General features: G+C 48.4%; 25 protein-coding genes and 2 pseudogenes. 12 read left to right on the forward strand and 15 right to left on the reverse strand.

The window, feature by feature from the left end; translation table 11 throughout:
* Window positions 1–64 precede the first annotated feature (64 nt).
* The gene (locus AACR41_RS05350) at window positions 65–520 is read left to right on the forward strand and encodes an LCCL domain-containing protein (RefSeq protein WP_152551010.1); all 456 of its coding nucleotides are present in this window, start codon (window positions 65–67) and stop codon (window positions 518–520) included.
* Between the two features lie 138 nt (window positions 521–658).
* Here the strand turns inward: AACR41_RS05350 and hemB are convergent, their stop codons facing one another.
* From hemB to AACR41_RS05365, 3 genes are all read right to left on the reverse strand, one after another.
* Window positions 659–1642 (reverse strand): porphobilinogen synthase, encoded by a 984-nt coding sequence (hemB, locus tag AACR41_RS05355; RefSeq protein ID WP_030007507.1) that lies wholly within the window; start codon window positions 1640–1642, stop codon window positions 659–661.
* A gap of 294 nt (window positions 1643–1936) precedes the next feature.
* The gene (locus AACR41_RS05360) at window positions 1937–2461 is read right to left on the reverse strand and encodes a hypothetical protein (protein WP_030007508.1); all 525 of its coding nucleotides are present in this window, start codon (window positions 2459–2461) and stop codon (window positions 1937–1939) included.
* Between the two features lie 402 nt (window positions 2462–2863).
* On the reverse strand, window positions 2864–3484 hold the full coding sequence (locus tag AACR41_RS05365) for a Uma2 family endonuclease (protein ID WP_030007509.1): 621 nt from the start codon (window positions 3482–3484) through the stop codon (window positions 2864–2866).
* A 154-nt stretch (window positions 3485–3638) separates the two neighbouring features.
* On the opposite strand from AACR41_RS05365, the pseudogene ileS reads away from it, so the two are divergent.
* Window positions 3639–6529, forward strand: a pseudogene (gene ileS, locus AACR41_RS05370) (isoleucine--tRNA ligase).
* Window positions 6530–6571: 42 nt separating this feature from the next.
* Window positions 6572–7276, forward strand: coding sequence for a diacylglycerol/polyprenol kinase family protein (locus AACR41_RS05375; RefSeq protein ID WP_030007510.1), 705 nt, complete (start codon window positions 6572–6574; stop codon window positions 7274–7276).
* On the opposite strand, the gene AACR41_RS05380 is transcribed toward AACR41_RS05375, so the two are convergent.
* The 8 genes from AACR41_RS05380 to AACR41_RS05415 all read right to left on the reverse strand — a co-directional run bounded on the left by AACR41_RS05380 (window position 7273) and on the right by AACR41_RS05415 (window position 12863).
* The gene (locus AACR41_RS05380; protein ID WP_030007511.1) at window positions 7273–7581 is read right to left on the reverse strand and encodes a YkvA family protein; all 309 of its coding nucleotides are present in this window, start codon (window positions 7579–7581) and stop codon (window positions 7273–7275) included. The genes AACR41_RS05375 and AACR41_RS05380 overlap by 4 nt on opposite strands.
* A gap of 202 nt (window positions 7582–7783) precedes the next feature.
* On the reverse strand, window positions 7784–9307 hold the full coding sequence (gene psbB / locus AACR41_RS05385; protein WP_012307371.1) for a photosystem II chlorophyll-binding protein CP47: 1524 nt from the start codon (window positions 9305–9307) through the stop codon (window positions 7784–7786).
* Window positions 9308–9675: 368 nt separating this feature from the next.
* Window positions 9676–9993 carry a hypothetical protein gene (locus AACR41_RS05390; RefSeq protein WP_030007512.1) on the reverse strand — a complete coding sequence of 106 codons (318 nt, stop codon included), beginning with the start codon at window positions 9991–9993 and terminating at the stop codon, window positions 9676–9678.
* 168 nt (window positions 9994–10161) lie between these two features.
* Window positions 10162–10986, reverse strand: coding sequence for an MBL fold metallo-hydrolase (locus AACR41_RS05395; RefSeq protein WP_030007513.1), 825 nt, complete (start codon window positions 10984–10986; stop codon window positions 10162–10164).
* A 22-nt stretch (window positions 10987–11008) separates the two neighbouring features.
* Complete coding sequence (locus tag AACR41_RS05400; RefSeq protein ID WP_030007514.1) at window positions 11009–11623, reverse strand: anthranilate synthase component II; 615 nt, start codon at window positions 11621–11623, stop codon at window positions 11009–11011.
* A gap of 48 nt (window positions 11624–11671) precedes the next feature.
* Window positions 11672–12160: a diacylglycerol kinase family protein gene (locus AACR41_RS05405; RefSeq protein ID WP_030007515.1), complete on the reverse strand. Its 489-nt coding sequence runs from the start codon at window positions 12158–12160 to the stop codon at window positions 11672–11674.
* A 25-nt stretch (window positions 12161–12185) separates the two neighbouring features.
* Window positions 12186–12683: an rRNA maturation RNase YbeY gene (gene ybeY / locus AACR41_RS05410; protein WP_445260542.1), complete on the reverse strand. Its 498-nt coding sequence runs from the start codon at window positions 12681–12683 to the stop codon at window positions 12186–12188.
* Window positions 12684–12863 carry a DUF3285 domain-containing protein gene (locus AACR41_RS05415; RefSeq protein WP_030007517.1) on the reverse strand — a complete coding sequence of 60 codons (180 nt, stop codon included), beginning with the start codon at window positions 12861–12863 and terminating at the stop codon, window positions 12684–12686.
* Between the two features lie 210 nt (window positions 12864–13073).
* Here AACR41_RS05415 and AACR41_RS05420 point away from each other — a divergent pair, with 210 nt between their 5' ends.
* The 9 genes from AACR41_RS05420 to AACR41_RS05460 all read left to right on the forward strand — a co-directional run bounded on the left by AACR41_RS05420 (window position 13074) and on the right by AACR41_RS05460 (window position 21748).
* A complete protein-coding gene (locus AACR41_RS05420; RefSeq protein WP_030007518.1) occupies window positions 13074–14006 on the forward strand; it encodes an NAD-dependent epimerase/dehydratase family protein in 933 nt (310 codons plus the stop codon).
* A 12-nt stretch (window positions 14007–14018) separates the two neighbouring features.
* Window positions 14019–14456: a DUF1493 family protein gene (locus AACR41_RS05425; RefSeq protein WP_030007519.1), complete on the forward strand. Its 438-nt coding sequence runs from the start codon at window positions 14019–14021 to the stop codon at window positions 14454–14456.
* 44 nt (window positions 14457–14500) lie between these two features.
* Window positions 14501–16042 (forward strand): phytoene desaturase family protein, encoded by a 1542-nt coding sequence (locus AACR41_RS05430; protein WP_030007520.1) that lies wholly within the window; start codon window positions 14501–14503, stop codon window positions 16040–16042.
* A 140-nt stretch (window positions 16043–16182) separates the two neighbouring features.
* Window positions 16183–17160 carry a helix-turn-helix transcriptional regulator gene (locus AACR41_RS05435; protein WP_030007521.1) on the forward strand — a complete coding sequence of 326 codons (978 nt, stop codon included), beginning with the start codon at window positions 16183–16185 and terminating at the stop codon, window positions 17158–17160.
* A gap of 183 nt (window positions 17161–17343) precedes the next feature.
* The gene (locus AACR41_RS05440; RefSeq protein ID WP_030007522.1) at window positions 17344–20667 is read left to right on the forward strand and encodes a type ISP restriction/modification enzyme; all 3324 of its coding nucleotides are present in this window, start codon (window positions 17344–17346) and stop codon (window positions 20665–20667) included.
* A gap of 24 nt (window positions 20668–20691) precedes the next feature.
* A complete protein-coding gene (locus AACR41_RS05445) occupies window positions 20692–20964 on the forward strand; it encodes a hypothetical protein (RefSeq protein WP_030007523.1) in 273 nt (90 codons plus the stop codon).
* A complete protein-coding gene (locus AACR41_RS05450) occupies window positions 20961–21374 on the forward strand; it encodes a type II toxin-antitoxin system VapC family toxin (RefSeq protein ID WP_030007524.1) in 414 nt (137 codons plus the stop codon). Before AACR41_RS05445 ends, AACR41_RS05450 begins: the two co-directional genes overlap by 4 nt.
* 1 nt (window position 21375) lies before the next feature.
* Window positions 21376–21501, forward strand: a complete 126-nt coding sequence (locus tag AACR41_RS05455; RefSeq protein ID WP_256378155.1) for a hypothetical protein — start codon at window positions 21376–21378, stop codon at window positions 21499–21501.
* Between the two features lie 16 nt (window positions 21502–21517).
* Entirely contained in the window at window positions 21518–21748 is a 231-nt protein-coding gene (locus AACR41_RS05460) for a hypothetical protein (RefSeq protein WP_045442180.1), read from the forward strand.
* Window positions 21749–21832: 84 nt separating this feature from the next.
* Here the strand turns inward: AACR41_RS05460 and AACR41_RS05465 are convergent, their stop codons facing one another.
* The 4 genes and pseudogenes from AACR41_RS05465 to AACR41_RS05480 all read right to left on the reverse strand — a co-directional run.
* On the reverse strand, window positions 21833–22321 hold the full coding sequence (locus AACR41_RS05465) for a hypothetical protein (protein WP_030007525.1): 489 nt from the start codon (window positions 22319–22321) through the stop codon (window positions 21833–21835).
* 126 nt (window positions 22322–22447) lie between these two features.
* On the reverse strand, window positions 22448–22639 hold the full coding sequence (locus AACR41_RS05470; protein WP_030007526.1) for a hypothetical protein: 192 nt from the start codon (window positions 22637–22639) through the stop codon (window positions 22448–22450).
* A gap of 229 nt (window positions 22640–22868) precedes the next feature.
* Window positions 22869–24155, reverse strand: coding sequence for a hypothetical protein (locus AACR41_RS05475; protein WP_152551011.1), 1287 nt, complete (start codon window positions 24153–24155; stop codon window positions 22869–22871).
* A 225-nt stretch (window positions 24156–24380) separates the two neighbouring features.
* Window positions 24381–24693: pseudogene (locus tag AACR41_RS05480) on the reverse strand (hypothetical protein); the annotation flags it as partial.

Raw genomic sequence — 24693 nt, forward strand, 5'->3', positions numbered from 1 at the left:
GTGTTCTGTTTTCTTAGCGGCAAAGCATAATCTTTGTCTGTGTTTTCTAGAGTAATTGTTTGCGATGAAGTATTTGACCCTTGGCAGTTGTGTGTTTTTGGGGTTGGCGATCGCCCCCGTTGCCACCCTTGCCCACCATGATCCCGTGCCGACCGTGGCCCACCACCAACCCACTACCCAGATCAGCCACCACCAGCCCAGCACCCAAACGGCCAAAGTCCGGGCCATTGACTGGGAAACAACCCCAGGAATGCTTGGTCTGCGGAGCCAAATAGGCCAGACCCTCAGCGTGATTTGTCCGGCGGGACAACCCACAGAAAAAATTTGGGGCACGGATATCTACAGCGATGGCTCCTCCATCTGTACGGCTGCTGTCCACGCAGGTCTGGTAGAACCAACGACTGGGGGCAATGTGACGGTCAAAGTGCTGGGTTCCCAAACGGATTTTGTCGGCACAGAACGCAACGGCATCATAACCTCTAGTTATGGGCCTTGGGGTGGTAGCTTCGAGGTGGAATAGTTGTTGATGTTCCCGAAAAAAATTTGGCTCCGTACATCCTACGGGGCTTTTTTTGATCACAAAAAAGGGGACAACTGAAAAGCGTCCCCATGATTCATTCATTTGTTTGTTCGGGGAAAATATACCCCAGGCCAAAACTTACTCTGCTAACCAGCGCACAGCGTCTTTAGCGTGGTAGGTGAGAATCAAATCTGCGCCCGCTCGTTTAAAGCTCGTGAGGGTTTCGAGGACAACTTTTTTCTCGTCAATCCAATCATTTAAGGCGGCGGCTTTCACCATGGAATATTCCCCAGACACGTTGTAGGCGGCGACGGGCAGGTTGGTCATTTCCTTGACGCGCCAAATAATATCCATGTAGGCGAGGGCCGGTTTGACCATGACAAAATCTACCCCTTCGAGGATGTCGAGTTCCACTTCCTTGAGGGCTTCGCGGCCATTGCCCGGATCCATTTGGTAGGTGCGGCGATCGCCAAATTGGGGGGCAGATTCGGCCACATCCCGGAAGGGGCCATAGTAAGCGGAGGCATATTTTGCGGAATAGCCCATGATCGGAATCTGGGTAAAACCAGCTTCATCTAAACCTTCCCGAATGGCCGCGACAAAACCATCCATCATCCCAGAAGGGGCAATGATATCGGCGCCAGCTTTGGCCTGGGACACAGCGGTTTTTTTCAGCAGTTCGAGGGTGGGATCATTTAAGACGCGTCCGGTTAAATCCCCCGTTTGCAGGTAACCGCAGTGACCGTGGGGCGTATATTCACAGAGGCAAGTGTCATTAATGACGGTCATTTCGGGGATCGCTTCCTTGATCGCCGTGGTTGCCTTTTGGACAATGCCGCAATCGTGCCAAGCCCCCGTTGCATCGTTATCTTTTTCGGGGGGAATGCCAAACAAAATCACCGCCGGAATGCCCAGTTCCCAAACTTCCTTGGCCTCGGTGACAATTTTGTCGATGGACAGTTGATAAACGCCGGGCATCGACTTTACTTCGTTGGCGATCGCCTCTCCGGGCACTGCAAAGAGGGGATAGATCAAATCGTTGGCCGTAAAGGTATTTTCCCGCACCATGCGGCGAAGCGACTCACTTTGGCGAAGGCGACGGGGGCGGCTAGAAGGGAACATAGTTGGCAAAAATAAAATCCAGATGAAAAATTGCTTCTGAATAGTTTAGGCGATCGCCCCCTTTCCTTTACTGAAACGTAACAGTCCTCAATGATTAAGCAAGTTTTGGCCAATTCTAGGAAGTGTTTGCCCACTCCTGCATGGCCTGATCTTCCAAAGGGCGATTTTCTTCAATTAATGAAGGCCATCATTGTCGTCACGGAAACTTGCGGCAGAGCTGAACTCGTTGTGAAAATACGATAAGTTTCCTTGATCGAGGAGATAACGTCGGGTTTAGACGGCAGCACGCTAACGTTATATCTCATTTTCTTCTTGTATGGAACAGGTTTCAATTAGCTGATCCCTTAGACCGCTTAGATCGCCTAGAACCGACCCTTCTCCAATGTAGAATTGCAATGGACTCAAGCGTCGCTCTAAGAATTGCAAACTCCCCTCGTCGCCATATCCGATGAGAACTTGGTATTCGCCACAGTCTAAGCATCCTGGCACTGGCTGATCCGCCTCTGATAGCAGTTCGATCAAACTCGACTCAATCTTAACGAGCAAGTCCGTATCCGCGGCCCCCCTGCAAGGCATAGCGAGGCTTCTGGCAGATAGATCCGCGTAACCAGTCTCACCGTCAGCGTTAACCCAGAAGACTTCCTGCCGATTAACCCAGGCGAACTGGTTCGATGTGATCCGAATTGCCCAAAAACCCAAACTATCTTCGTTTCCTGAGATGTTTTTTTTTACTGTCGCACTTTGTGCGGAGGCGCAAACTGCATAGCAAATCGCGGAGAGAGCCACAACCAGCTTCAAACTACTTCGTTTTAAATTCATGACTAACTCTTCCTGCCGTCTAACTAAGAATGGCACTGCACCTCGCAGTATAGTCATCTCGTATAAGGGGGATAGTACTGCAAGCCTTTGAGACAGTAACGAAAGGGAATAAAAATCTTAATGGTTCAAGTAGACGGCCGGTCTAATGTCGAACCTGTTTGTGGTTTTTAACAATGTATAAACCCTCAGAATCACCTCTGCTCAATGAGGTGAATCGTGCGCTTCGATTTATGAGTCGTGCCACAGAAAAAAGCGATTTACATTAAATTCTGGACTTTATCTATTTTTATCAGAAAAAACATCCTCAGGAAATGGAAGTTGATGAAATTCATGCTTATCTTAGCCATTGAGCAATACATAAACATGTGGCGGCTTCTACCTAGAATATGGCTCCCCATTCCCCTAAAGAGTCCTGGCCCACTCCCGAATGGCGCGGCGGATCGCCCGACGGCCTAGGGGACGATTTTCTTCGATCAAAGCCATCATTTGCGTCACGGAAACTTGCGGCAGGGCTAGACTTGTTTCAGAAACGCGATATTCTCCCTGGTCAAGGAGATAAATAGTAATTTTGCCGTCTTCATAGCTCCAAATTTCCGGCACCCCCAAGCGCGCATAGATGGGAAACCGTTCGAGGGATCGGCTGGTCAGTTCAATTTCTAAAGCCAAATCAGGGGGCGGATCTTTACTCAGGTCATAGTCCAACTGGCCCCGAATTAACGGCTCATGCTGGAAGTAAAAACAGTTGTCCGGCTCTAGGCCCGCTTTGGCCGCTGGTTTACGCCAGGTCGTCGAGCCAAGACTTTCGTAATCAATTTCTAGCTCGTCAGCGCAATCTTTGATCGCATCACCAATCGTCTCTTTATAAAATTCATGTTCAGGGAGGGGCGTCATAATTTCTAAAGCTCCATCGCAGTAGGCCACACGGCTAGCACGAGTTTCTCCCAGATCCCGCAGAATATTTTCAAACTGCTGCCAACTGATATTACTCAACAGCACCCGATCCGCCCGTTGTTTCGTCAGCATCACTTTATCTCCCCTTGCCGATCACCCTCCATTCTATTTAATGAATCCCAAGACGTTGGCGATCGCCTTTTTTCACCGAGATTCACGGGACAAGCCCTGGCAAGTTAAAATCAGCCATAGCAAACATTTGTAAACATCAGCCACCACAGCCACCGTGACAGACGCAAAGAGCTACAAAAATACCGTTAATTTGCCGAAAACCACCTTTAATATGCGGGCGAATGCTCCCCAAAAAGAGCCAGAAATCCAAAAATTCTGGCAAGAAAACCGCATTTATGAAGAATTAGCGCAAAATAACCCCAAAGACTTCTTTACGCTGCATGATGGCCCCCCCTACGCCAACGGTGACCTCCACATGGGCCATGCCCTGAACAAGGTACTGAAGGACATCATCAATAAGTACAAGCTCCTACAAGGCTACAAAACCCACTATGTCCCCGGTTGGGATTGTCACGGTTTACCCATCGAATTAAAGGTACTGCAAAACCTCAGTGCCGATGCCCGGCAAAATCTCACGCCCCTCAAACTCCGCTACAAAGCCCGTGACTTTGCCCTCAAAACCCAAAAAGCCCAAGCAGCCGGATTTCAACGCTATGGCGTTTGGGGCGACTGGGAAAACCCTTATCTCACCCTCACCCCAGAATATGAAGCGGCTCAAATCGGCGTATTTGGCGACATGGCCCTCAAAGGCTACATCTACCGGGGTCTAAAACCCGTCCATTGGAGTCCGAGTTCCCAAACGGCCCTCGCCGAGGCAGAACTCGAATATCCCGAAGGCCACACTTCCCAAAGTATCTACGTCTCTTTTCCGATCACGGATCTAAGCCCGGAAGCGAAAGCTGTTTTAGGCGAGTTTGCCGATAGTTTGGGCGTGGCGATTTGGACAACAACCCCTTGGACATTGCCGGGTAACCTAGCTGTGGCGATCAACCCGGCCCTGGAATATGCTGTTGTCGAAACCGATGGCAGCCTGTGCGCTCAGAAATATTTAGTGGTGGCCAAGGATCTCACAGAAAGTTTAACGAAAACCTTTGACGCTGCCTTAACGATTAAAACCAGTTTTAAAGGGGAAATTCTCGAACATTGCACCTATCAGCATCCCCTTTATGATCGTCAAAGTCCGGTGGTCGCTGGTGGTGATTACATCACAACGGAATCTGGGACGGGCCTCGTCCATACCGCGCCGGGCCATGGTCAGGAGGACTACATCACAGGCCAGAAATATGGGTTACCGATCCTTTCCCCAGTAGATGCAGAAGGAACTTTAACCGAGGAAGCAGGCGAGTTTGCGGGCTTAAATGTCCTCAACGGGGCTAACGACGCAATTATCACAGCTTTAACGGAAAAACGCGCCCTTTTAAAGCAAGAAGCCTACCAACACAAATATCCCTACGATTGGCGCACCAAAAAACCGACGATTTTCCGGGCCACAGAACAGTGGTTTGCCTCCGTCGAAGGGTTCCGCGATGAAGCCCTCAAAGCAATTAAGGGGGTGCGGTGGATTCCCGCCCAGGGGGAAAATCGGATTACGGCGATGGTAGGCGATCGCAGTGATTGGTGTATTTCCCGGCAACGCAATTGGGGTGTCCCCATTCCTGTTTTTTACGACGAGGAAACCGGGGAAGCATTGTTAAATGAAACCACCATTAACCACGTTAAAGAAATTATCGCCAAGGAAGGTTCTGACGCTTGGTGGAAACGTTCGGTCGAGGAGCTTTTACCGGAGGAATATTGCAACAATGGCCGTAGCTATCGCAAGGGCACCGATACCATGGATGTGTGGTTTGATTCGGGTTCTTCCTGGGCGGCTGTGGCCAAACAACGGGACGGCTTAAATTATCCTGTGGATCTGTATTTAGAAGGTTCTGACCAGCATCGGGGTTGGTTCCAGTCGAGTCTTTTAACCAGTGTGGCTGTCAATAATGTGGCCCCCTATAAAACGGTATTAACCCACGGTTTTGTGCTCGATGAAAAGGGCTACAAAATGAGTAAATCCCTGGGGAATGTCGTTGATCCCAATATCATTATCAATGGCGGCAAAAACCAAAAACCGAACCACCCTACGGTGCGGATGTGCTGCGGTTATGGGTTTCTTCGGTAGACTACTCTTCAGATGTGCCCATTGGCCAAACAATTCTGAAACAGTTGGCGGATGTTTATCGCAAAATTCGCAATACAGCCCGTTTCTTATTAGGAAATATCCATGATTTTGATCCAGCGAAAGATGCAGTTGCTTACAGTGATTTACCGGAATTAGACAAATATATTTTGCATCAAACCCACAATGTTTTTACAGAAGTTACAGAAGCTTTTGAGGAATTCCAATTCTTTAAATTCTTCCAAAAGGTGCAAAATTTTTGTGTGGTGGATCTCTCGAATTTCTATCTCGATATTGCCAAGGATCGCCTGTATATTTCCGATGTGAATGCGCCCCGTCGGCGCAGTTGTCAAACGGTAATGGCGATTATCCTTGAAACCCTGGCCAAGGCGATCGCCCCGGTATTGTGTCACATGGCGGAGGATATCTGGCAGAACTTACCCTACGAAACGGAGCATCAATCGGTGTTTAACGCGGGTTGGTATCAACTCGATCCCCAATGGGCAGCGGACGAAACTTTATTCCAACGGTGGGAAGAACTGCGCAAAATCCGCAACGGCGTGAACCTCGTCCTCGAAAAAGCCCGCACAGAAAAATTAATCGGTGCTTCCCTCGAAGCAAAAATTCTGATGCGCGATGTGGATGGGGCCTTAACAGACTGGCTCGCAGCGTTGAATCCAGCCGACAGTTTGAGTGAGTCCCCACGGGTGGATGAATTGCGCTATTTGCTCCTTGTTTCCCAGGTGGAATTTGTAACGGCAGCCCTCGACGATCAGCAGTACCAAGACACCCTGGAGTTGGCTGCTGGCAAGCTCCAAATCGCCGTGGTCAAAGCGGACGGTCACAAATGCGATCGCTGTTGGAATTACTCCACACAAGTGGGCACCTTTACGGATGATCCCACCATTTGTGAACGTTGTAATGAGGCGCTAGTTGGTAACTTCTAAGTTGTGCTTTAGGGGTGGGAGTAATCTCGCCCTTAATTTTTTATGGATGTCAATCATCTCGTCGCGGAAATCTTTTCCCCAGCCCTCCGGATGCCCCTGGGAACGGTCATCACTTATCTGGGGGCGCTGTTGGCGATCGCCGAAGGTCTCAGCCGCAAAAATCACCTAAGCCCAGAACTGACCCGCAAGATTGTTCATATCGGCAGTGGTAATGTCATTCTCCTCGCCTGGTGGTTTGATATTCCGATGGAAATTGGCATTGCTGCCGCCTTTATTGCAGGCTTAATTGCCCTGATTTCCTACTTCCTGCCGATTTTACCCAGCGTGAACAGCGTTGGTCGCCAGAGCCTCGGCACCTTTTTCTATGCCCTTAGTATGGGGGTGTTGATCTGGTGGTTTTGGTCAATTCAGCAACCTGTGTTTGCGGTGCTCGGCATTTTGGTGATGGCCTGGGGCGATGGTCTGGCCGCCGTGGTCGGTAGTCAATTGGGGCAACATCCCTACGAAATTCTTGGCAACAAAAAAAGCCTCGAAGGCACCGCCACCATGTTTGGGGTGGGTTTCTTGATTTGCGGTTTATTATTTCTCAGTTTTGACCTCATGCTTTGGCAAAAAGCGGCGATCGCCCTCGTTGTTGCCCTTTGTTCTACCTTGCTCGAAAGCATTGCCCAGTTTGGCATTGATAATTTTCTCGTGCCCGTCGGCAGTGCGGCGATCGCCTTTTTACTCGTACAAGCTTTGATCTAGGATTCGTCTACCGAAACCGAAGGGATATCTACCGTTGCCGTCGTTTCCCCCTGGGTTGTCGTTTTCCCTTGGGAACTCTGTTGGCGGGCTTGGAAAAAAGCCAAGGCCATTTGGGACAGTTCCGCAATCAACAAGGTCGCCAGCATCACATCATCAATCTGACCCGCAATGGGGAAAAAGTCCGGTGAAATATCAATGGGGCTGATCAAATATGCCAAAGTGCCTAAAATAATCCACCATCGGTATTTCGGATTGCGCAGGGTATTGCGATACCAATCATAAAGAGCTTTGGGAGAAAGCGACATAATATTTTTTTAATTCATTCAGGGAATACCTCAATTTTGCAGAATCCTCTTCTTTCGCAACCAGTGTAGAAAACCGCCACCATCTCCCCCGAATTCAGTTAATTTTCCCCAAAAAAAAGAGGCTAGGCTTAAAGGCCCAACCTCCTCAAAATGAATTATTGGAAAAAACTTTCCGATCGATGCAATAGATACCTGTGTTTAATTAGCTAGCACGGGTACTCTTGTCACCAACCTTCTGGAAGAAGCCCCATTCCACTTGCTCTTCTGCCAGTTCAGGGTCAACCCCAGCAAATACGTCACGGTACAACGTCCGAGAACCATGCCAAATGTGACCAAAGAAGAACAGCAGCGCAAATACAGCGTGACCAAAAGTGAACCAACCACGGGGGCTCGTCCGGAATACACCGTCAGAACCAAGGGTTTCAGTATCAAACTCGAAAGGCTCACCCAACTGGGCACGACGGGCGTATTTTCTGACAGTGGCAGCATCGGTGAAGGTTTGGCCATTGAGTTCGCCACCCAAGAAGGAAACCGTAACCCCAGCCTGTTCAACGGAGAACTTAGACTCAGAACGACGGAATGGAATATCAGCCCGGAGGACGCCATCCGCATCGGTCATGACCACAGGGAAGGTTTCAAAGAAGTTGGGCATCCGACGAACAAAAAGCTCACGACCTTCTGCATCTTTGAAGACAGGGTGGCCGGCCCAAGACTGAGCAATTCCATCACCTTGATCCATCGGCCCTGTACGGAACAAACCACCTTTTGCGGGGCTGTTACCGACATAGTCATAAAAAGCAAGTTTTTCAGGAATTGTATTCCAAGCTTCCGCAGGTGTTGCCCCTGACGCAATTTCAGCATCCACACGGCGCTGAATTTCGTTTTGGAAATAACCCTGGTCCCACTGATAACGGGTCGGGCCGAAAAGTTCGATGGGGGTGGTAGCGTTGCCGTACCACATGGTGCCAGCGACGACGAATGCGGCAAAAAATACCGCTGCGATACTGCTGGATAAAACCGTCTCAATGTTACCCATCCGGAGTGCCTTGTACAGACGCTCAGGGGGACGGACACTGAGGTGGAAGAGACCAGCAATAATCCCGACGATACCAGCGGCAATGTGGTGCGCCACAACACCGCCAGGGTTAAAGGGGTTAAATCCACTAGGGCCCCAGTCAGGGGCAACGGCTTGGACATGGCCCGTTACACCATAGGGGTCAGAAACCCACATTCCAGGCCCCCAGACGCCGCTGAGGTGAAAGGCTCCAAAGCCGAAGCAAAGAAGACCAGACAGGAACAGGTGAATCCCAAACATTTTCGGCAAGTCTAGGGCAGGCTTACCGGTACGGGAGTCAACAAAAAGATCGAGATCCCAATAAACCCAGTGCCAAACGGCAGCGAGGAACAGAAGACCGGACAGAACGATGTGTGCTGCGGCGACGCCTTCAAAGGACCAAAAACCAGGGTTAGTGCCTACGGCACCAGTGATATCCCAGCCATTCCAGGAGCCGGTTACGCCCAACCGTGCCATGAACGGCAGTACGAACATGCCCTGCCGCCACATGGGATTGAGGACGGGATCACTGGGATCGAAAATTGCTAGCTCATAGAGGGCCATTGAGCCAGCCCAACCTGCGACGAGCGCAGTGTGCATGAGGTGTACAGAAATCAGACGACCTGGGTCGTTAAGGACGACTGTATGTACGCGGTACCAAGGTAGTCCCATTGACTACTCTCCTCCTAAACAATCGTGTCTACTATGACCAAATATTTTCTCATTATTAACGAGGATTGGTCTGAACCGAGAAAAACAACTTCAAATCTATAGGAAGATTTTGAGTTGAAACGGCTTTTTGACGGCAATGTCTTCGTAGACTTTAATAAAAGCTTCCTCGGAAAAATTTACAAAAGTTTACAAAGCATCCTCAAGAAAGTTGTTTTGTTATTGCTAGTTGTCCCAAGGACTTAAGCGTTTTTTCTTCTCTCTAAACTACGATACAAAGGGTTTGTGCTGGGTTTAGGGGGAAGATTGTTTAAAGAAGTGTAACTATTGTTAGAGGGCTTGGCAAGCGTATTACGGGAAATGTAATGGCGCTAATGGCTTGGAGTTGGGTCTTTGTAGAGGGTGTTGGCTTGGTTTAATTGGGCGATCGCCTCTTCGGGGGTGATGAGGCGTTTGATCATCACTTGACCGATGTTCTCGGTTTTGACCTTCGTGGGATCGGGGGTAACTTCCAGCATCAGGATCGGGTCGTCTACTTGGTAGAGCCAGAGGCGCTCCCCTTGATTTTCCATGGCGATGTTGGTGCGCTGAATCTTGGGGGGACGTCGCCAGGACAGAATATCCCAGGGGCCACCGGGTTCCCAAACGCGGCCAATGTGCCACCCTTCGGTGAGAAAAAAATATTGCATAAGCGAGAATTTAGGGCAGATCAATGTCCAAAATGATAGGCTCGATTGCCCTTTATACCCAGGGGTGGGGTCAATAAATCGCAAATATTTTCTAGGTTTTACCATCGCGATCAAAAAACCCCCAAGAATTTTGGAGGTTGTTCAATCACAGGAAAAATGATGATCCGCCTAGGCCCGCAACAGGGGGCGATCGCTTAAAACTTTAATCTCTGAATTGGCTTGGGAAAGGGCCGCTCGATTGACCTGGAGGCGATTGGAAGCCACCGTTGTCACCTTAATTTCGTTACGGTCTACCAAGTTTAAAAAGGATTCAATGGACTGGAGCCCACAGGTGTCGTCCCCGGCCGTTGTTTTGTAGTGGGTCGGGATAACAATCTTGGGACGCAGCAACTCTAGGGCTTGGAGCGCTTGGGCTGGGGTGTAACCTTTAGGGGGAATATTCTGTGGGTCGGCGTCGGTGCCCCCAACGGGGATCATCAGAATATCTGGGCTGCCCCCGGTCAAAATAAAATCATCGATGTCCACTTCTTCCCCAGCGCCGCCGAGGTGCAAGAGACTAATGCCTCCCTGGCGCCAACTCCAGGCAATGTTAGGCGGGAAACGCCAGCCCCGATAGCGTTCGATGTTGGCATGGGCGAGGCTAATACCGTCAAAGGTGATGTTATTCACGGGATATTGTCCGGCTTGGAACAAAATCCTGGGGTCTCCGGGTAAACCATCGGTATAGCCTTCGTCGAACAGTTGGCTACTTAACAGGACGATGTCTGCTTGGGGAAATGTGTCCCGATAACCTGCGGTACAACTGAGGGCACGGAAGGGATTAATGAGAACCTTAGTCCCCGCACCACTGACGGAAAAACAGGTGTGGCCCAGCCATTCGATGTCAAGGTTGCCGGTTTGGGCTTGGACGGCGTTTTTTTGCAATAGGGAAAAGCCGGCGATCGCCCCAAAAGCACTAATCCCTGCGGTCTGAATAAACTGTCTACGTTTCATGGTTATGTCGGGGAGCCCCTCACTAATTCGTTACAAGCAGCGGTACAGGCGACAGAGTAGCGAGGAAATTCCGCAAAAGCTGTTTACCTGCCGTGGTCAAGATACTTTCGGGATGGAATTGTACCCCCTGGATATGGGGATAATCCCGATGTTGTACGCCCATAATCGTACCGTCATCCACCCAAGCAGTGACCTCTAAACAATCAGGACAATTATTTTTGTCGATCACCAAGCTATGGTAACGGGTGGCGGGGAATGGATTTTCTAAACCAGCAAATACCCCTTTGTTGGCATGGTGAATCGCGGAGATCTTGCCATGCATCAGGGTTGCGGCACCGATAATTTTGCCCCCAAACACCTGGCCGATGCTTTGGTGTCCCAGACAAACCCCAAGGATAGGAAGTTCCTGGCCCAATTCTTTGATCACCGCCAAGGAAATTCCCGCGTCTTCTGGACGGCCTGGCCCCGGCGAAATGACGATGCCCGCAGGTTGTTTGGCACGAATTTCAGCGAGGGTAATTTTGTCGTTCCGATACACTTCGATGTCCTGGGCCACGGGTAATTCTTTGCCTAATTCGCCGAGGTATTGGACAAGGTTGTAGGTGAAACTGTCATAGTTGTCGATGACGATGATCAAAGGGGTCACACTCCTTTAGATAGTGATGGGGATTGGTGCGGGGTTGAGCTAGGGAAACAGGGAAATTTTTTGCGGTAAAAAATAGGATTTTACAGGGGTTAAGATAGCAGGCTCTAGGAGTGCTTGGAAGTGGGGCCAAGCGATTAATCCGGCAATGGCCACCGAGGCGATCGCCCCGATGAGTACCGCCGCCGCCGCGCAGTCTTTGGCAATTTTTGCGAGCTCATGGTAACTCTGCTGTACGGTGAGATCCACCACCGATTCGAGGGCTGTATTCAGCAACTCCAGGACGAGCACGAGGGCGACCATGGCTGTGAGGATCGCTATTTCTAGATAATTGAGGGACAACAGCCAACACATTGTCCACACAAAAACGGCGATCGCCAAGTGAATCCGAAAATTTCTCTGGGTGCGGGTGGCGTACACAATGCCCTGCCAAGCGTAACGGAAGCTCGCGAGGAGGTCAGGGGCCACTTTCCAGGCTAGCGATCGCCGTTCCCGGTCGGGGGGTGAGAGGATTTTTTTGTGTTGTGTCATCTTCTCTCTCAATAGAATCACCCCATTATGGAATAAGTTGAACGTTTCGCAAGAGTACGGCTTGACGATCGAGCATTTCAATTAACCGGGCTTCATCGGGATGATCCCACCCCAGCAGGTGCAATAAACCATGGCTCACCAACCAACCCAGTTCCGTTTGGAGGCTGTGCTGCCGTTCCTGGGCCTGGCGTTGGGCCGTTTCTACTGAAACAATGATGTCTCCCAGATAGAGCGGTTCCCCAGGGGGTAAGGGGCTAGCAAAGTTGTCTTCGAGGGCCGCAAAGGAAAGGACGTCGGTGGGTTGGTCTTTGTGGCGATATTGGTGATTGAGATTGTGGATTTCGGCGTCAGTGGTAAAGCGGAGGGTTAACTCGTAACCGTCGGCTGGGGGTAAAGCCGCTGTTAATTCCGGTAGCCACTGCTCCAGGTAGTTTTCCCAAGGGGCGATCGCCAATTCCGGCAGCTCTAAACCAGACGCATTTTCGACAAAAATTTCACACTCAAGCACGGGCTGCATCCCCATCTAACGGGTGAGGTAGGCCATGGTGACGAAAAACCCCAACAGGCCAGCGGTGGTGAGGAAAAAATGCCAGAGGGACTTACCCCCTTTTCGCACCATATTCCGCATGGCGAGCTTGACATAGCTGGGTTTAGGTTCAGTAGCTTCTGGGGCCTGGTCGAGGGAGGTTTGGGATTCAGACATGGTTCGGGACGAAGAATTTACGGCAACGGGTCGGAATTTTGAAAAAAATATTTGTTTGAGAAATGCCTCTCTAATGTAACAGTTTGTTGCAAAAAATAACGGCGGAAAGAGCCAACCCCTTGAGACGAGTTTTTCTGATACGTCGCTCCAGTTCTGGAACCCCATCCGATACACTGAATGCTTAAGGCGATCGCTGTTTGGGAAAAAATTATGCGCATTTTAATTATTGGTGGTACCCGGTTTATTGGGGTTTATCTCACCCAAGTTTTATTGGCGGCAGGCCACGAAGTAGTGCTGTTTAACCGGGGCAATCATCCGGCACCAACGGGGGTAGGGCAAATTATTGGCGATCGCCAGGATTCCGCCCAACTGAAGGAAAAATTGGCTGGCGAAACCTTTGACGCGATTTTTGATAACAATGGCCGGGAACTCGCCCATACCCAGCCCCTCGCCGAAATTTTTGCTGAAAAAGTGAAGCATTTTATCTACGTCAGTTCCGCTGGCGTTTATCTGCCCACTGACCAACCGCCCCACCAAGAAGCCGATCCCGTTGATCCCAACAGTCGCCACAAGGGGAAGCACGAAACGGAGGCTTATTTGGCCCAGAGTGATTTGCCCTGGACATCGATCCGTCCCACCTACATTTACGGCGCGAAAAATTACAACGATCTAGAAGCCTGGTTCTTTGACCGCATCGTCCGCGATCGCCCGATTCCAATCCCTGGGGATGGACAACTGATTACTCAATTTGGTCACGTTTACGATCTCGCCACGGCCATGGCAGCGGTGCTAGAGAATCCGAAAGCGATTGGACAAATTTACAATATTTCAGGCGATCGCTTTGTCACTTTTACGGGACTGGCCAAAGCCTGTGCGGTAGCAGCTGGGAAAGATCCAGCAGCTGTGGATCTGGTTTACTATGACCCGAAAAAATTTGACCTCGGCAAACGGAAGGCTTTCCCGATCCGCGCCCAGCACTTCATGGCGGATATTCACAAAGCCCTAAATGACCTGGATTGGCAACCGAAATATGATCTGGTAGGCGGCTTAAAAGATTCCTTCCAAAATGATTACCTTGCCAACAAACGAGACAAGGCTGCTATTGACTTTAGCCTTGATGACCAGATCCTAAGCCAGCAGTAGAGGAAAAACCCCATGCCCACCCTCGATGATATTTATCAGTTCATCCAAACAGAACTCCCCAAAACAGAAGGCGATCGCCTCAACGCAACAACTGATCTTTTTGGCACTTTTGACATCCAGGCCGATGACTGTGCCACCTTTATGGAAAAATTCGCCCAGAAATTCAAAATCGATCTCGATGGCTACCTTTGGTATTTTCACCACGGCGAAGCAGGCCTTAACCTTGGCGGATTTTTGATCAAGCCTCCCTACGAACGGGTTGAACGCATTCCCATCACCCCAGAAATTTTATTAAAAGCGGCTACGAAGCGGCGCTGGAAACTCTCCTATCCCGATCACACCCTCCCGAAAAAACGTTGGGATATGGTGGTCAATAAAATTATTCTGTTCCTCGTCTTTTTCTACATCCTGAATCGTTTTGCGCCCCTCCTCATCGAAAAATTCACCTAAAGGCGTTTACCATACGTCGAAGCAGTATTCGGGGAAATGTGAAGATGAGTGCAAATCCAGAGGTAATCGTCATTGGTAGTGGCATTGGCGGGCTTTGTTGTGCGGGTCTTTTGGCTCGTTATGGTTATGACGTTTTGGTCTTAGAAAGCCATGCGATCGCCGGTGGTGCAGCCCACAGTTTTACCCGACAGGGTTATCATTTCGACTCCGGGCCATCCCTTTATTCCGGTCTTTCCTACAGCCCTTCCCCCAATCCCCTGCGCCAAGTCCTTGATCTCCTCGAAGAAGATTGCCAATGGCTCACCTACGATGCCTGGGGTGTCCATTTACCCGAAGGTTATTTTCGCGCGGCGGTGGGAGCCGATGGCTTTTGTGAAATGTTGACCCAAATCGGTAAGGCTGATGTGATTCCCCAATGGCGCCAGCTCCAGGAAACCATGCGTCCCCTCGGCGAAGCGGCGACAAAACTCCCTTTGGCGGCCTTTCGTAACGATCTTGGTGTTGTCCGCACCGTCGGTAAATATGCCAAAACTCTCCTGCCTTATCTCCCCTACACTCCCCAACTGAATGCCCCCTTTAGCCGGGTGATGGATCGCGTGATTACTGACCCCTTTATCCGTAATTGGCTGGATTTGCTTTGTTTTATGCTCTCTGGATTGCCAGCCAACGGTACGATTTGCGCGGAGATGGCCTTTATGTTCGCGGATTGGTATCGTCCGGAGGTGATTTTAGATTATCCCCAGGGAGGCAGTGGGGCGATCGTGGCGGCTCTGGTACGGGGCCTCGAAAAATTTGGAGGCAAATTGCGCCTGAATAGCCATGTGGAAAAAATCCTCACTGATAATGGCAAAGCCACGGGAGTTCAACTGCGCAACGGTGAAATCCTTCAAGCACGACGGGCAGTGGTTTCTAACGCTTCTGTTTGGGATACTCTCAAGTTGATTGAGCCGCAAAATATTCCCCAAAAATTGCAGAAACGAGCCGATAAAATGCAGCCCTGTCGCAGTTTTATGCACCTTCATTTAGGGATTGACAGCAGCAATTTGCCCGAAGATTTGGAGTGCCATTACCTCATCGTTGATGACTGGGAAAGGGGAGTTGATGCAGCTCAAAATGTGGTCGCTGTTTCGATTCCTTCACTGCTGGATCCGAGCCTAGCGCCCCCAGGAAAACATAGTATCCACGTTTATTTGCCTGCTATCGAAGACTATACACCCTGGGCAAACCTAGACCGTCGTTCCCCAGAATATGCTGCTTTCAAAGAAGAACGTTCCCAGGTTTTGTGGCAAGCTTTAGAAAAAGTGATTCCCGATATTCGTCAACGCACGGAATTAACCCTTGTTGGTACGCCTCTCACCCATAGTCGTTTCCTCAGACGCGATCGCGGTACCTATGGCCCCGAATTAAAAGCGGGGAAAGAACAGTTTCCGGGTTGTACAACGCCCATCGCCCAACTTTTCTGCTGTGGAGATTCCACTTTTCCGGGGATTGGCATTCCGGCAGTGGCCGGGTCTGGGATGATTGCCGCCAATACCCTCAGTCCCCTGGGTCAACATTTACAAATTTTGCAGATGATTGCCGATTGAAACCATCCTGCCATACCCTTCTCAGGCATCCTCTAAGACTTGATGTTTCTTTTAGTCACGCAATAAATATTTTTTGACCCGGCAAAAGACTTACCGGGTTTTATCTTTATGATGAAGAGCGCAGTCGATTTAGTGACACTATGTCCCGCCAATTAGAGCGCCTACTGGAAATTGATCGCCTGATCCGTTCAAGAGAGCGGCAAACACAAGTGAGTCTTGCTCAGACCTTGGAAGTTTCAGAAAGAACAATTCGTAATGATGTTAATTTTTTGCGAGATCGCTATGATGCCCCGCTGGAGTACGACAGAAATCAGGGTTGGTACTATACCGACTCTAATTGGCGATTGCCCACTATTCCGGTGACCCAAGGGGAACTTTTTGCTCTCACCCTCGGAGCAAGGATGCTGGAATCTTATTCAGGTTCTATTTATCAAATTCAATTGCGGGAAACTATTGAGCGAATTGCAGAACGTTTACCAGAACAGAGTGTGATTAATCTGCGACAGTTGGCAGAGGAGCGGGTTCATTTTCGGGTTGGGGGAGAAATCCAGCTTAATCCAGAAATTTGGCAAGCTCTCATTGAAGCCAGTGAGCGATCACAGTCGGTTTTGATGCGCTACTACTCTCCTAAACGACAGCAAATATCAGAACGTATTTTCGATCCCTATGTCCTGGATATTTACCGGGCGAGCAATCCTTATGTCTGGGGCTATTGTCACTTGCGCGAGGAGGTTCGGCAATTTCGGATTGACCGGATTCGTAAGCTTGAACCCACAGGGCAAACCTTTGAGCGGCGGGAATTCGATTTACAGGAGAAATTAAAAAATAGTTTTCAGTGTGAGGTGGGGGGAAAAACCTATGATGTGGCGATCGCCTTCGATAAACAAACGTCTCCCTACATCACGGAACGGCAATGGCACAGCACCCAAAGGATTGAAACCCATTCTGATGGTTCGATTACGCTGCGGTTTACAGCTTCGGGATTGAATGATGTGAAGCGCTGGATTCTCGGTTATGGCAGAGGGGCGATCGCCAAATCTCCTCCAGAACTAGTGAAGATGCTGGAACAGGAAACGGCACAGATGGCACGGCAAAACGAAACAGGAGAATTTGAGTAGATGAATTGTTTGGAAGTGCAGTTTGAGCTGCGGGGTAAAACGCTGCCTGCGGATCACGGTTACAGTCCCTATTCTGGGATTACATAAATTTGCCAACATTCTGCATCATGTTGTTGAACTTGATTCTTTGCGAATCTAGTAAGTCTATGATGAATACTATCGGCATTCTGAGTCAGTTATTCGATGTCTATTACTCTTCAATCAGCGATCGCCACATTTGGAAAAGCAGTTAAGGAAAAACTGTCTAACCCTGTAATGACAGGTCAACCAGAAGATCAGTTAAGAGCACCTTTTGAGACGTTATTGCTCGATCTTGCAGAACTTTGCCAAATCAAACGTGATGATGTGACGGCAGTGGGTGAGTCGGCTCTAACCGAGCTAAAAACAAGACCTGATTATTCGGTGACTGTCCGCAATGCCTTGGTTGGTTTTGTGGAATTGAAAGCGCCGGGGAAAGGGGCAAATCCGAAAAGATTTAAAGGGCATGACAAGGCTCAATGGCAAAAGCTTCAGACTCTACCGAACTTGATCTACTCGGATGGGAATAGTTTTAGCCTCTGGCAAAACGGGGAATTGGTTGGCTCTGTTGTTTCGTTTGATGAGGATATCGAAACTGCTGGAAAAAATCTAACGCCTCCACAGGGATTGCTTGATCTGTTTCAGTCTTTCTTTCTCTGGGAACCAATCCCACCCACTAATGCCCAAGAGCTTGCCAGAATTACCGCTAATCTATGCCGTTTGCTACGGGATGAAGTCGTTGAACAGATGGCTTTGGGGAGTGAAGCTTTAACTTCTTTGGCAGAGGATTGGAGAAACCTGTTATTTCCTGATGCAACCGATGAGAAATTTGCTGATGGTTATGCTCAGGCTGTGACCTTTGGGCTACTTATGGCGCGGGCGAAAAATATTGAATTGGCGACGGGGTTAGATCGTGCAGCAAGAGATCTAAAAAGTGTTAATTCATTGATGGGGACAGCCCTTCGTTTATTGACTGACAATCTTGATGATGAAGCAATTCTGAAGACTTCGCTCAATTCTCTTGTTCGTGTACTTGATGCCGTGGACTGGGAGCAGATCAGTAAAGGTGATCCAGAGACATGGCTCTATTTTTACGAAGATTTTCTGGAAGTTTATGACAACAAGCTCCGTAAAGAAACGGGATCTTACTATACGCCTCCCGCAGTAGTGGAAAATATGGTGCGGCTCGTTGATGAATTGCTAAAAGATCCGAGTTTTGGATTGCAGGAAGGTTTAGCTTCTTCTGCGGTGACAGTGGTCGATCCGGCGACTGGTACAGGCACATATATGTTGGCAGTGCTCAAAAGAATCGCGGAATCGGTCAGGGAAGATTTAGGTGAAGGGGCAGTTCCCTCGGCGATTAATGCGGCATTGAAACGGTTAATTGCGTTTGAGCTTCAGTTGGGACCTTTTACAGTGGCGCAGTTACGAATTTTGGCGGAGGTGCTGGAATTAACGAATGGTTCGCCAACGGAATCCCTCAGAATGTTTGTCACAGATACCCTTGGCGATCCGGAAGATGATCAGGGCTGGATTCCCCAGATGTTTGCGCCTATTGCGGAATCTCGTAGGGCAGCAAATCAGATTAAGCGCGAGGAGCCTGTGACGGTTGTGATTGGCAATCCTCCCTATAAAGACAAGGCAAAAGGTCGTGGTGGTTGGGTTGAGTCCGGTAATCCTCAAACGGATACGCCTGCGCCCCTAGATGATTGGCAACCGCCTAAAAACTGGAAGATTGGAACCCACGCAAAACATTTGCGTAATCTATACATCTATTTTTGGCGGTGGGCGACGTGGAAAGTTTTTGATCATCATCCAGAAAACAATTCTGGGATTATCTGTTTTATTACTGTGGCTGGATTTATTGCGGGTCCGGGTTTCCAGAGGATGCGGCAATATTTACGGGAAACTTGTGACAATATCTGGGTGATTGATTGTTCACCAGATGGTCATCAGCCGGGAGTGAATACCAGAATTTTTCAGGGGGTACAGCAACCTGTTTGTATTGTCTTGGCAAGTCGTTCTAAAAAGAAACAAGATGGAAGCCTTGCGAATGTTAAATTTCGAGCTTTGCCCTTGGGAGCGCGGGAAGATAAATTTGCGGCTCTAGATCAAATCACTTTGTCTGGTGAAGCATGGGAAGGTTGTATGGAAGGAAGTCGCGCTCCTTTCTTGCCGGAATCTGAAGGAAAATGGTCAACTTATCCGACGCTCAATGATTTCTTTAATTATGATGGCTCTGGGGTTATGCCCGGTAGAACATGGGTAATTGCACCGGATGTCGAGTCTTTAGAAAAACGTTGGGAAAAACTTCAAAATGCACCTACCGATAAAAAAGAAGAACTATTTCACCCTCATTTTCGTAAGGGACAATTAGGAGATAAACATTCTGCAAAGGTTGTTCAAACTCCTCTCGCAGGACAGCCACAACGTAATCTTTCAGTTGCAGAAGATAAAGGCGATATTGTTACTCCTGTTCAATATGGATATCGTTCCTTTGATCGGCAATGGATTATCCCAGATAGTCGATTAATCAATCAACCGAATCCAAATTTATGGGACTGGCATTCAGATCATCAAGTTTACTTGACTGCACCGATGGATCGTCCGGCTACAAATGGAAATGGGATAACGTTTACATCTCTCGTTCCCGATTTGCATCATTACAATGGTCGCGGTGGAAGAGTTTTTCCACTTTGGCGTACAGCAGATTGTAGTGATAGCAATGTTAAGCAAGCATTTTTAGATTTTCTGAGCAATTTTTACGAGGACGAGATTTCCGCTGAAGATTTCTTTGCTTATATCGCTGGTGTTGTGGCAAATCCTGCCTATACAGAACGCTTTCAAGAAGACTTACAGACTCCGGGTATCCGAGTCCCTTTAACCGCTAATTTTAGATTATTTCAGGAAGCTGTATCACTGGGTAAGCGAGTAATTTGGTTGCATACTTTTGGGGAGAGAATGATTGACGCTGCAGCAGATCGACCCGAAGGCAACCCTCGCTTACCAAAGGAAGAACGCCCCACTATTCCCAAAGACGGCACAATTCCCAATACTCCAGAAGAAATGCCTGACGACATCAGTTACGATGCAAACAAAAAGCGTTTACTCGTTGGCTCTGGTTTTGTCGAGAATGTTCCACCGGAAGTCTGGCATTACAACGTTTCCGGCAAGCAAATTGTTAAACAATGGTTTAGTTATCGTAAGAAGGATCGAAGTCGTCCAATAATTGGCGATCGGCGACATCCTTCTCCTCTGAATCAAATTCAACCCGATCATTGGCTAGATGAATACACGAGAGAACTTCTCAATTTGCTAAATGTGCTGGGATTACTCATCAAACTAGAACCTCAGCAAGCGGACTTGCTAGAACATATTTGCGGAGGAGAAACCATTTCCCTACAGACTCTGAAAAAGACAAATGCCTTAGCAGAATCATCAGTCTCTTGTTCACAGAAAAACAACCCAGATCAATTATCTTTACTCTAACTATTTAGATTGGAGAATTTTGTCATGACAGAACGCGAACAACTCATCCAAGAACTAGAGAAAACCCCAGATATCCTCGTGGGGGAAGTCTTAGACTTTTTGTTATTCATCAAGAAGAAAGCTTCCCAAGCAATTCCTCAAGAGAAGACTCAAATGGTCTCACAAACTTCTCCTTTTCTGAATTTTATTAATCAACTAGAAACTGATTTGCCAGTGCAAGAGGAAGAGAAGTTGCCGAGTGATTTTGCAAAAAATCTTGATCATTATCTGTACGGTTTAGCAAAAGAGGCAGAATGAAAAAAGTATTTGCAGATACAGGTTATTGGATCGCTTTACTTAATCCTGATGATGACCTTTCTGATAGAGCTAAACAACTTGCTTCATCCCTAAATTCAGCCAAAATCGTCACGAGCGAAATGATCTTTAACGAACTACTGAATGCTTTTTCTAAGAAAGGTAGTGTTTATCGAGAACGGGCAATTCGTTTGATCGATTACGCATCTCAGAGTTCAGAAATAGAAGTCATTCCCCAGACGACAGAACTTTTTAGCTCAGCCCTCGATCTCTACAAGCAAAGACCGGATCAAGGCTGGAGCCATACTGATTGTTCATCATTCTGCATTATGCAACAGCAAGATATTTTAGAAGCCCTCGCCTATGACAAGCATTTTGAGCAAGCTGGTTTCATAGCTCTCTTGAGAAGATGATATGGAAAAAGTTGAAAGTATGCCCTACAGCAAAACAGTTGAGACATTAAGCGTAAACGTTTGTCGCGGTGTGAAAGAGGCGATCGCCCTCACAAAGCAATCGTTGCAGATTAAGCTAGAGGCATAATTTGGGAGAACAACCGATGCTGATCCAAAAAATTATCGATGAACTCCATGAAATTCCTGAAGATAAACTGAATCAGGTCTATGAACTCATTCATTATTTTCAGTTGGGGCTCAAACAAGAGCAAATAAGCATTCCATCAAACGATACAGTCCAAACTTGGTCACAGGGAAATTCTCTCAAAAATACGGTTATTGCCGAAGAGGATATTGTGAGCCCTATTGATGTTGCTTGGGATGCCCAAACATGATCATCCTAGATACCCATGTCTGGATCTGGTGGATGACCGAATCACCAAAATTATCTAGTCCAGCAGCAGCGGCGATCGCCGTTTTTATTTGCCGTAACGCCGTGTGTTATCTAGGCACGTTTTCATGGTCTCGATCTGCTTCTGGATCTGGATTTTCTGATCCGTAAACCCATCAATCTGGGCCTGTTGCTCTTTAATTTTCAACTCAAGCCGCTTGAAATAATCGAGCTGGGAAACCGAGAAATAAGCAATAGGAAACCATATCCCTAGGAATGCAATCCAGGCTAAGTCAGATTCTGCTCCCATCAAAAACAGCCAAGGGATACTAGCAAAGAAGGCCGCAAAATGAGTGATCATATAGTTCAAGAAAACGATCCGCCATTTTTTATAAAACTTTTTGTAGATCCAGACTTCCAGGCTGAGCGCAAGCATCATCAAAAATAAGACCGCAAGCCACTCATCTCCATATTTCGGCCCCGTGGTTACAACTCCGTTAACGATAAAAGCAAATCCAAGGGAACCAAGACAAAATACCCCAAGCAGTTTCAGGGTTTTGAGGAAAGTATCAATCATGAGCTTTTTCCAGGGGCGCGAGGACGGTCGGGATTATCCGTAATCTATTGGGTAAGTGTTAAAATGCCGTCCTTCTTGTACTAATGATGATAAGTCCTAAAATGCGTATCTAAACCTGTGATTTAATCAAAATTCCCGCTGTAATCCTTCTTCACTGGCATAGACCCCAAGGGCGATCCGTTGCTGATAGGAGGTTGTTCGGCCCGTCCCAGGTTTAGGGGGGAGAAAGGCCCGCAGATAGACCCGTTTCCCCCGAATTTCTACAGACACGCCGATGCTTAAGGCGCTTAAATCCCGGTTAATCTCTTGAATTTTCATGGCTTTTCTGGCCTATATTTGGCCTAAGCCTTACGAGGGGACAGGCATCCCAGGCCACCATGAAAAAGTAAGCAAAAATCTCCTACGCTACCGATAGCGCAATGGAAATTTGACCTACACTGTAAATATGGCTCGAGGCAGATTTGAACTGCCGACCTTGGGCTTATGAGAAATTCACACCTATCACACACATAAGGCGCGTAATCACTAGGTTACACGCCTTTTCGTTTTAGATGGTTTGGTAGTTGGTCACAAATTCCGGCGTCCCAAATGGCTCATCGTCCCGCCACAAATCAAACCTAATTTGCTCCTGTAGATATCGTTGCCCGGATAAATCGACAATTTGCCCTAGGGTTGATTCTTTCTTGAGGGTGACGATCGCCTCCTCTGGGAATATCGTCTTACTCAACTTAGTGACCCTGGGGGCCACTTCTTCGATCGTAGCGGCAATTCTGATCGCTTCTTCGTCGATTAGCTCTTCTATTATTTCCTTCATTTTTGCGACCCCATATTCTCGGCTCGGCGCAAAAATAACGAAACTGGTTCGACTTTCCAAAGTGGCCTCAATCTTCCACGCCCCCCACTCAAAGAACCGAAAAACCCGCTTAAAATCGCGCCATCTTAGATTGGGCTTCAAAGATTTTAGGGTGACAGTGTGGCGGCTGCTAATTTGCCCCAATGGGGTAACAAAAGGCGGTTTTTGCTTATCTCCCCTAAGAATAATTTTCGCGGTGCGAAGGTAGGGCTTAGCGACTTCATTCCCCAGATCTGGATCGCCGCCAAATTCTCCGATCCGTTGTCCGGCCAGACTTCTGTATGTATTCATTTGGTGCTGTAGCTCCGAGATTGCAAGATTTGAGGGAATTTGACCGAATCTAAACAAGGGGACGGCGGTTTCATCTTCGAGATCCCGCAAGAAAACCCCCCCGGTCTGGCTCTCCCCTAGGACTTCTAGGGTCGTTTCGTTGGTTTGGGCCATGAGGTTGTCCCAATGTCCTGCAATGACAAAGCCCCCCGCAATAAAAGCTTCCGTGAACTCATCAAAAAATGACTCTAAAAACTCCCGCAAAAAGTCAAAAGGGATCCGCTCTACCTGTTCTTCAAACTTTTCCGAAATAACCCAACGCTCGCCATCATCTGCCCCCCATCCTTGAACCCCAGGAATTAGCGTTTTAATCGCCCGTCGAATCCTAATGTACTGCTCTACGGCGATGCCTTCCCCTAAAATGCGGGCTGAAATGTTCAGAGCGTCGCGCATTTCATCAAAAACTTCGTCGCCTCGTTCTTTTGCCAGATTTACCACTGTAGAAAGGGCTAGACCTTTCCCCCCAATTGTCGGGATAAACAGTGCGCCCAATGCCCCCAGCGCCCCTATCGAGACTGTCCCCGCAAATTGCCCCGCAGCCCCGCCCCAGGCATCAGCGAGGGCAAGGTTACGGGCTTTTAATCTGTTCTTTAACTGTTCGTCTGAGGCATTCCAGTCAAAATTTACAATTGCATAAGCAGTCTTAACCACCCATTGCCAAACTGACCTCCAATCAAGGCTAATTACCCCAGTAATGGCCCACCAAATGGCCCCCCTTATGCTCCCAACAAGGCGCCCGACCCTTTGAAAAATATTCCCTTGAGGGGGGGCTTCAAAAAAATCTAAAATATCTTCAATCAGCCTGCCTTCTGGGGCGACTTCTTCTCTGACTTGGCGGCTTAACAATTCCCCAACATCCAACGTAAAAGCCATTACCTAGCCCTCCCCTTCAACGTTGCGATCTCGGATTCTGAACTTTAGATCCTCCTCCAAATTAAATTCAGAGTCAGGATTGTTGACCAGATCCTTAAATTTCTCCCAATCCGTCCGGCCATCTTTCAGAACTTCCTCTACTTGATTTTGGAGAGTGTCTATATCTTCATTCCCTCGCAAAGTAGCCGCCTTGATCAGAGACACCCCATAGAGCAACTGGGGCAGATATTCGATAAGTATTTCTTGGTCGTCAAATTCCCAGCCTTGATACTGAGCCTCATAATTGTTTAGGAAATCGACTAAAGTATATTTTTCT

Origin of the sequence: Picosynechococcus sp. NKBG042902, assembly GCF_963864045.1 — a bacterium.
GTDB lineage: Bacteria > Cyanobacteriota > Cyanobacteriia > Cyanobacteriales > MRBY01 > MRBY01.

Excerpts from the sequence above, each read along its gene's own strand:
- AACR41_RS05350 (WP_152551010.1), top strand. The coding sequence starts at position 65 with ATGAAGTATTTGACCCTTGGCAGTTGTGTGTTTTTGGGGTTGGCGATC.
- hemB (WP_030007507.1), bottom strand. The coding sequence starts at position 1,642 with ATGTTCCCTTCTAGCCGCCCCCGTCGCCTTCGCCAAAGTGAGTCGCTT.
- AACR41_RS05360 (WP_030007508.1), bottom strand. The coding sequence starts at position 2,461 with ATGAATTTAAAACGAAGTAGTTTGAAGCTGGTTGTGGCTCTCTCCGCG.
- AACR41_RS05365 (WP_030007509.1), bottom strand. The coding sequence starts at position 3,484 with ATGCTGACGAAACAACGGGCGGATCGGGTGCTGTTGAGTAATATCAGT.
- AACR41_RS05375 (WP_030007510.1), top strand. The coding sequence starts at position 6,572 with ATGGATGTCAATCATCTCGTCGCGGAAATCTTTTCCCCAGCCCTCCGG.
- AACR41_RS05380 (WP_030007511.1), bottom strand. The coding sequence starts at position 7,581 with ATGTCGCTTTCTCCCAAAGCTCTTTATGATTGGTATCGCAATACCCTG.
- psbB (WP_012307371.1), bottom strand. The coding sequence starts at position 9,307 with ATGGGACTACCTTGGTACCGCGTACATACAGTCGTCCTTAACGACCCA.
- AACR41_RS05390 (WP_030007512.1), bottom strand. The coding sequence starts at position 9,993 with ATGCAATATTTTTTTCTCACCGAAGGGTGGCACATTGGCCGCGTTTGG.
- AACR41_RS05395 (WP_030007513.1), bottom strand. The coding sequence starts at position 10,986 with ATGAAACGTAGACAGTTTATTCAGACCGCAGGGATTAGTGCTTTTGGG.
- AACR41_RS05405 (WP_030007515.1), bottom strand. The coding sequence starts at position 12,160 with ATGACACAACACAAAAAAATCCTCTCACCCCCCGACCGGGAACGGCGA.
- ybeY (WP_445260542.1), bottom strand. The coding sequence starts at position 12,683 with ATGGGGATGCAGCCCGTGCTTGAGTGTGAAATTTTTGTCGAAAATGCG.
- AACR41_RS05415 (WP_030007517.1), bottom strand. The coding sequence starts at position 12,863 with ATGTCTGAATCCCAAACCTCCCTCGACCAGGCCCCAGAAGCTACTGAA.
- AACR41_RS05420 (WP_030007518.1), top strand. The coding sequence starts at position 13,074 with ATGCGCATTTTAATTATTGGTGGTACCCGGTTTATTGGGGTTTATCTC.
- AACR41_RS05425 (WP_030007519.1), top strand. The coding sequence starts at position 14,019 with ATGCCCACCCTCGATGATATTTATCAGTTCATCCAAACAGAACTCCCC.
- AACR41_RS05430 (WP_030007520.1), top strand. The coding sequence starts at position 14,501 with ATGAGTGCAAATCCAGAGGTAATCGTCATTGGTAGTGGCATTGGCGGG.
- AACR41_RS05435 (WP_030007521.1), top strand. The coding sequence starts at position 16,183 with ATGTCCCGCCAATTAGAGCGCCTACTGGAAATTGATCGCCTGATCCGT.
- AACR41_RS05440 (WP_030007522.1), top strand. The coding sequence starts at position 17,344 with ATGTCTATTACTCTTCAATCAGCGATCGCCACATTTGGAAAAGCAGTT.
- AACR41_RS05445 (WP_030007523.1), top strand. The coding sequence starts at position 20,692 with ATGACAGAACGCGAACAACTCATCCAAGAACTAGAGAAAACCCCAGAT.
- AACR41_RS05450 (WP_030007524.1), top strand. The coding sequence starts at position 20,961 with ATGAAAAAAGTATTTGCAGATACAGGTTATTGGATCGCTTTACTTAAT.
- AACR41_RS05455 (WP_256378155.1), top strand. The coding sequence starts at position 21,376 with ATGGAAAAAGTTGAAAGTATGCCCTACAGCAAAACAGTTGAGACATTA.
- AACR41_RS05460 (WP_045442180.1), top strand. The coding sequence starts at position 21,518 with ATGCTGATCCAAAAAATTATCGATGAACTCCATGAAATTCCTGAAGAT.
- AACR41_RS05465 (WP_030007525.1), bottom strand. The coding sequence starts at position 22,321 with ATGATTGATACTTTCCTCAAAACCCTGAAACTGCTTGGGGTATTTTGT.
- AACR41_RS05470 (WP_030007526.1), bottom strand. The coding sequence starts at position 22,639 with ATGAAAATTCAAGAGATTAACCGGGATTTAAGCGCCTTAAGCATCGGC.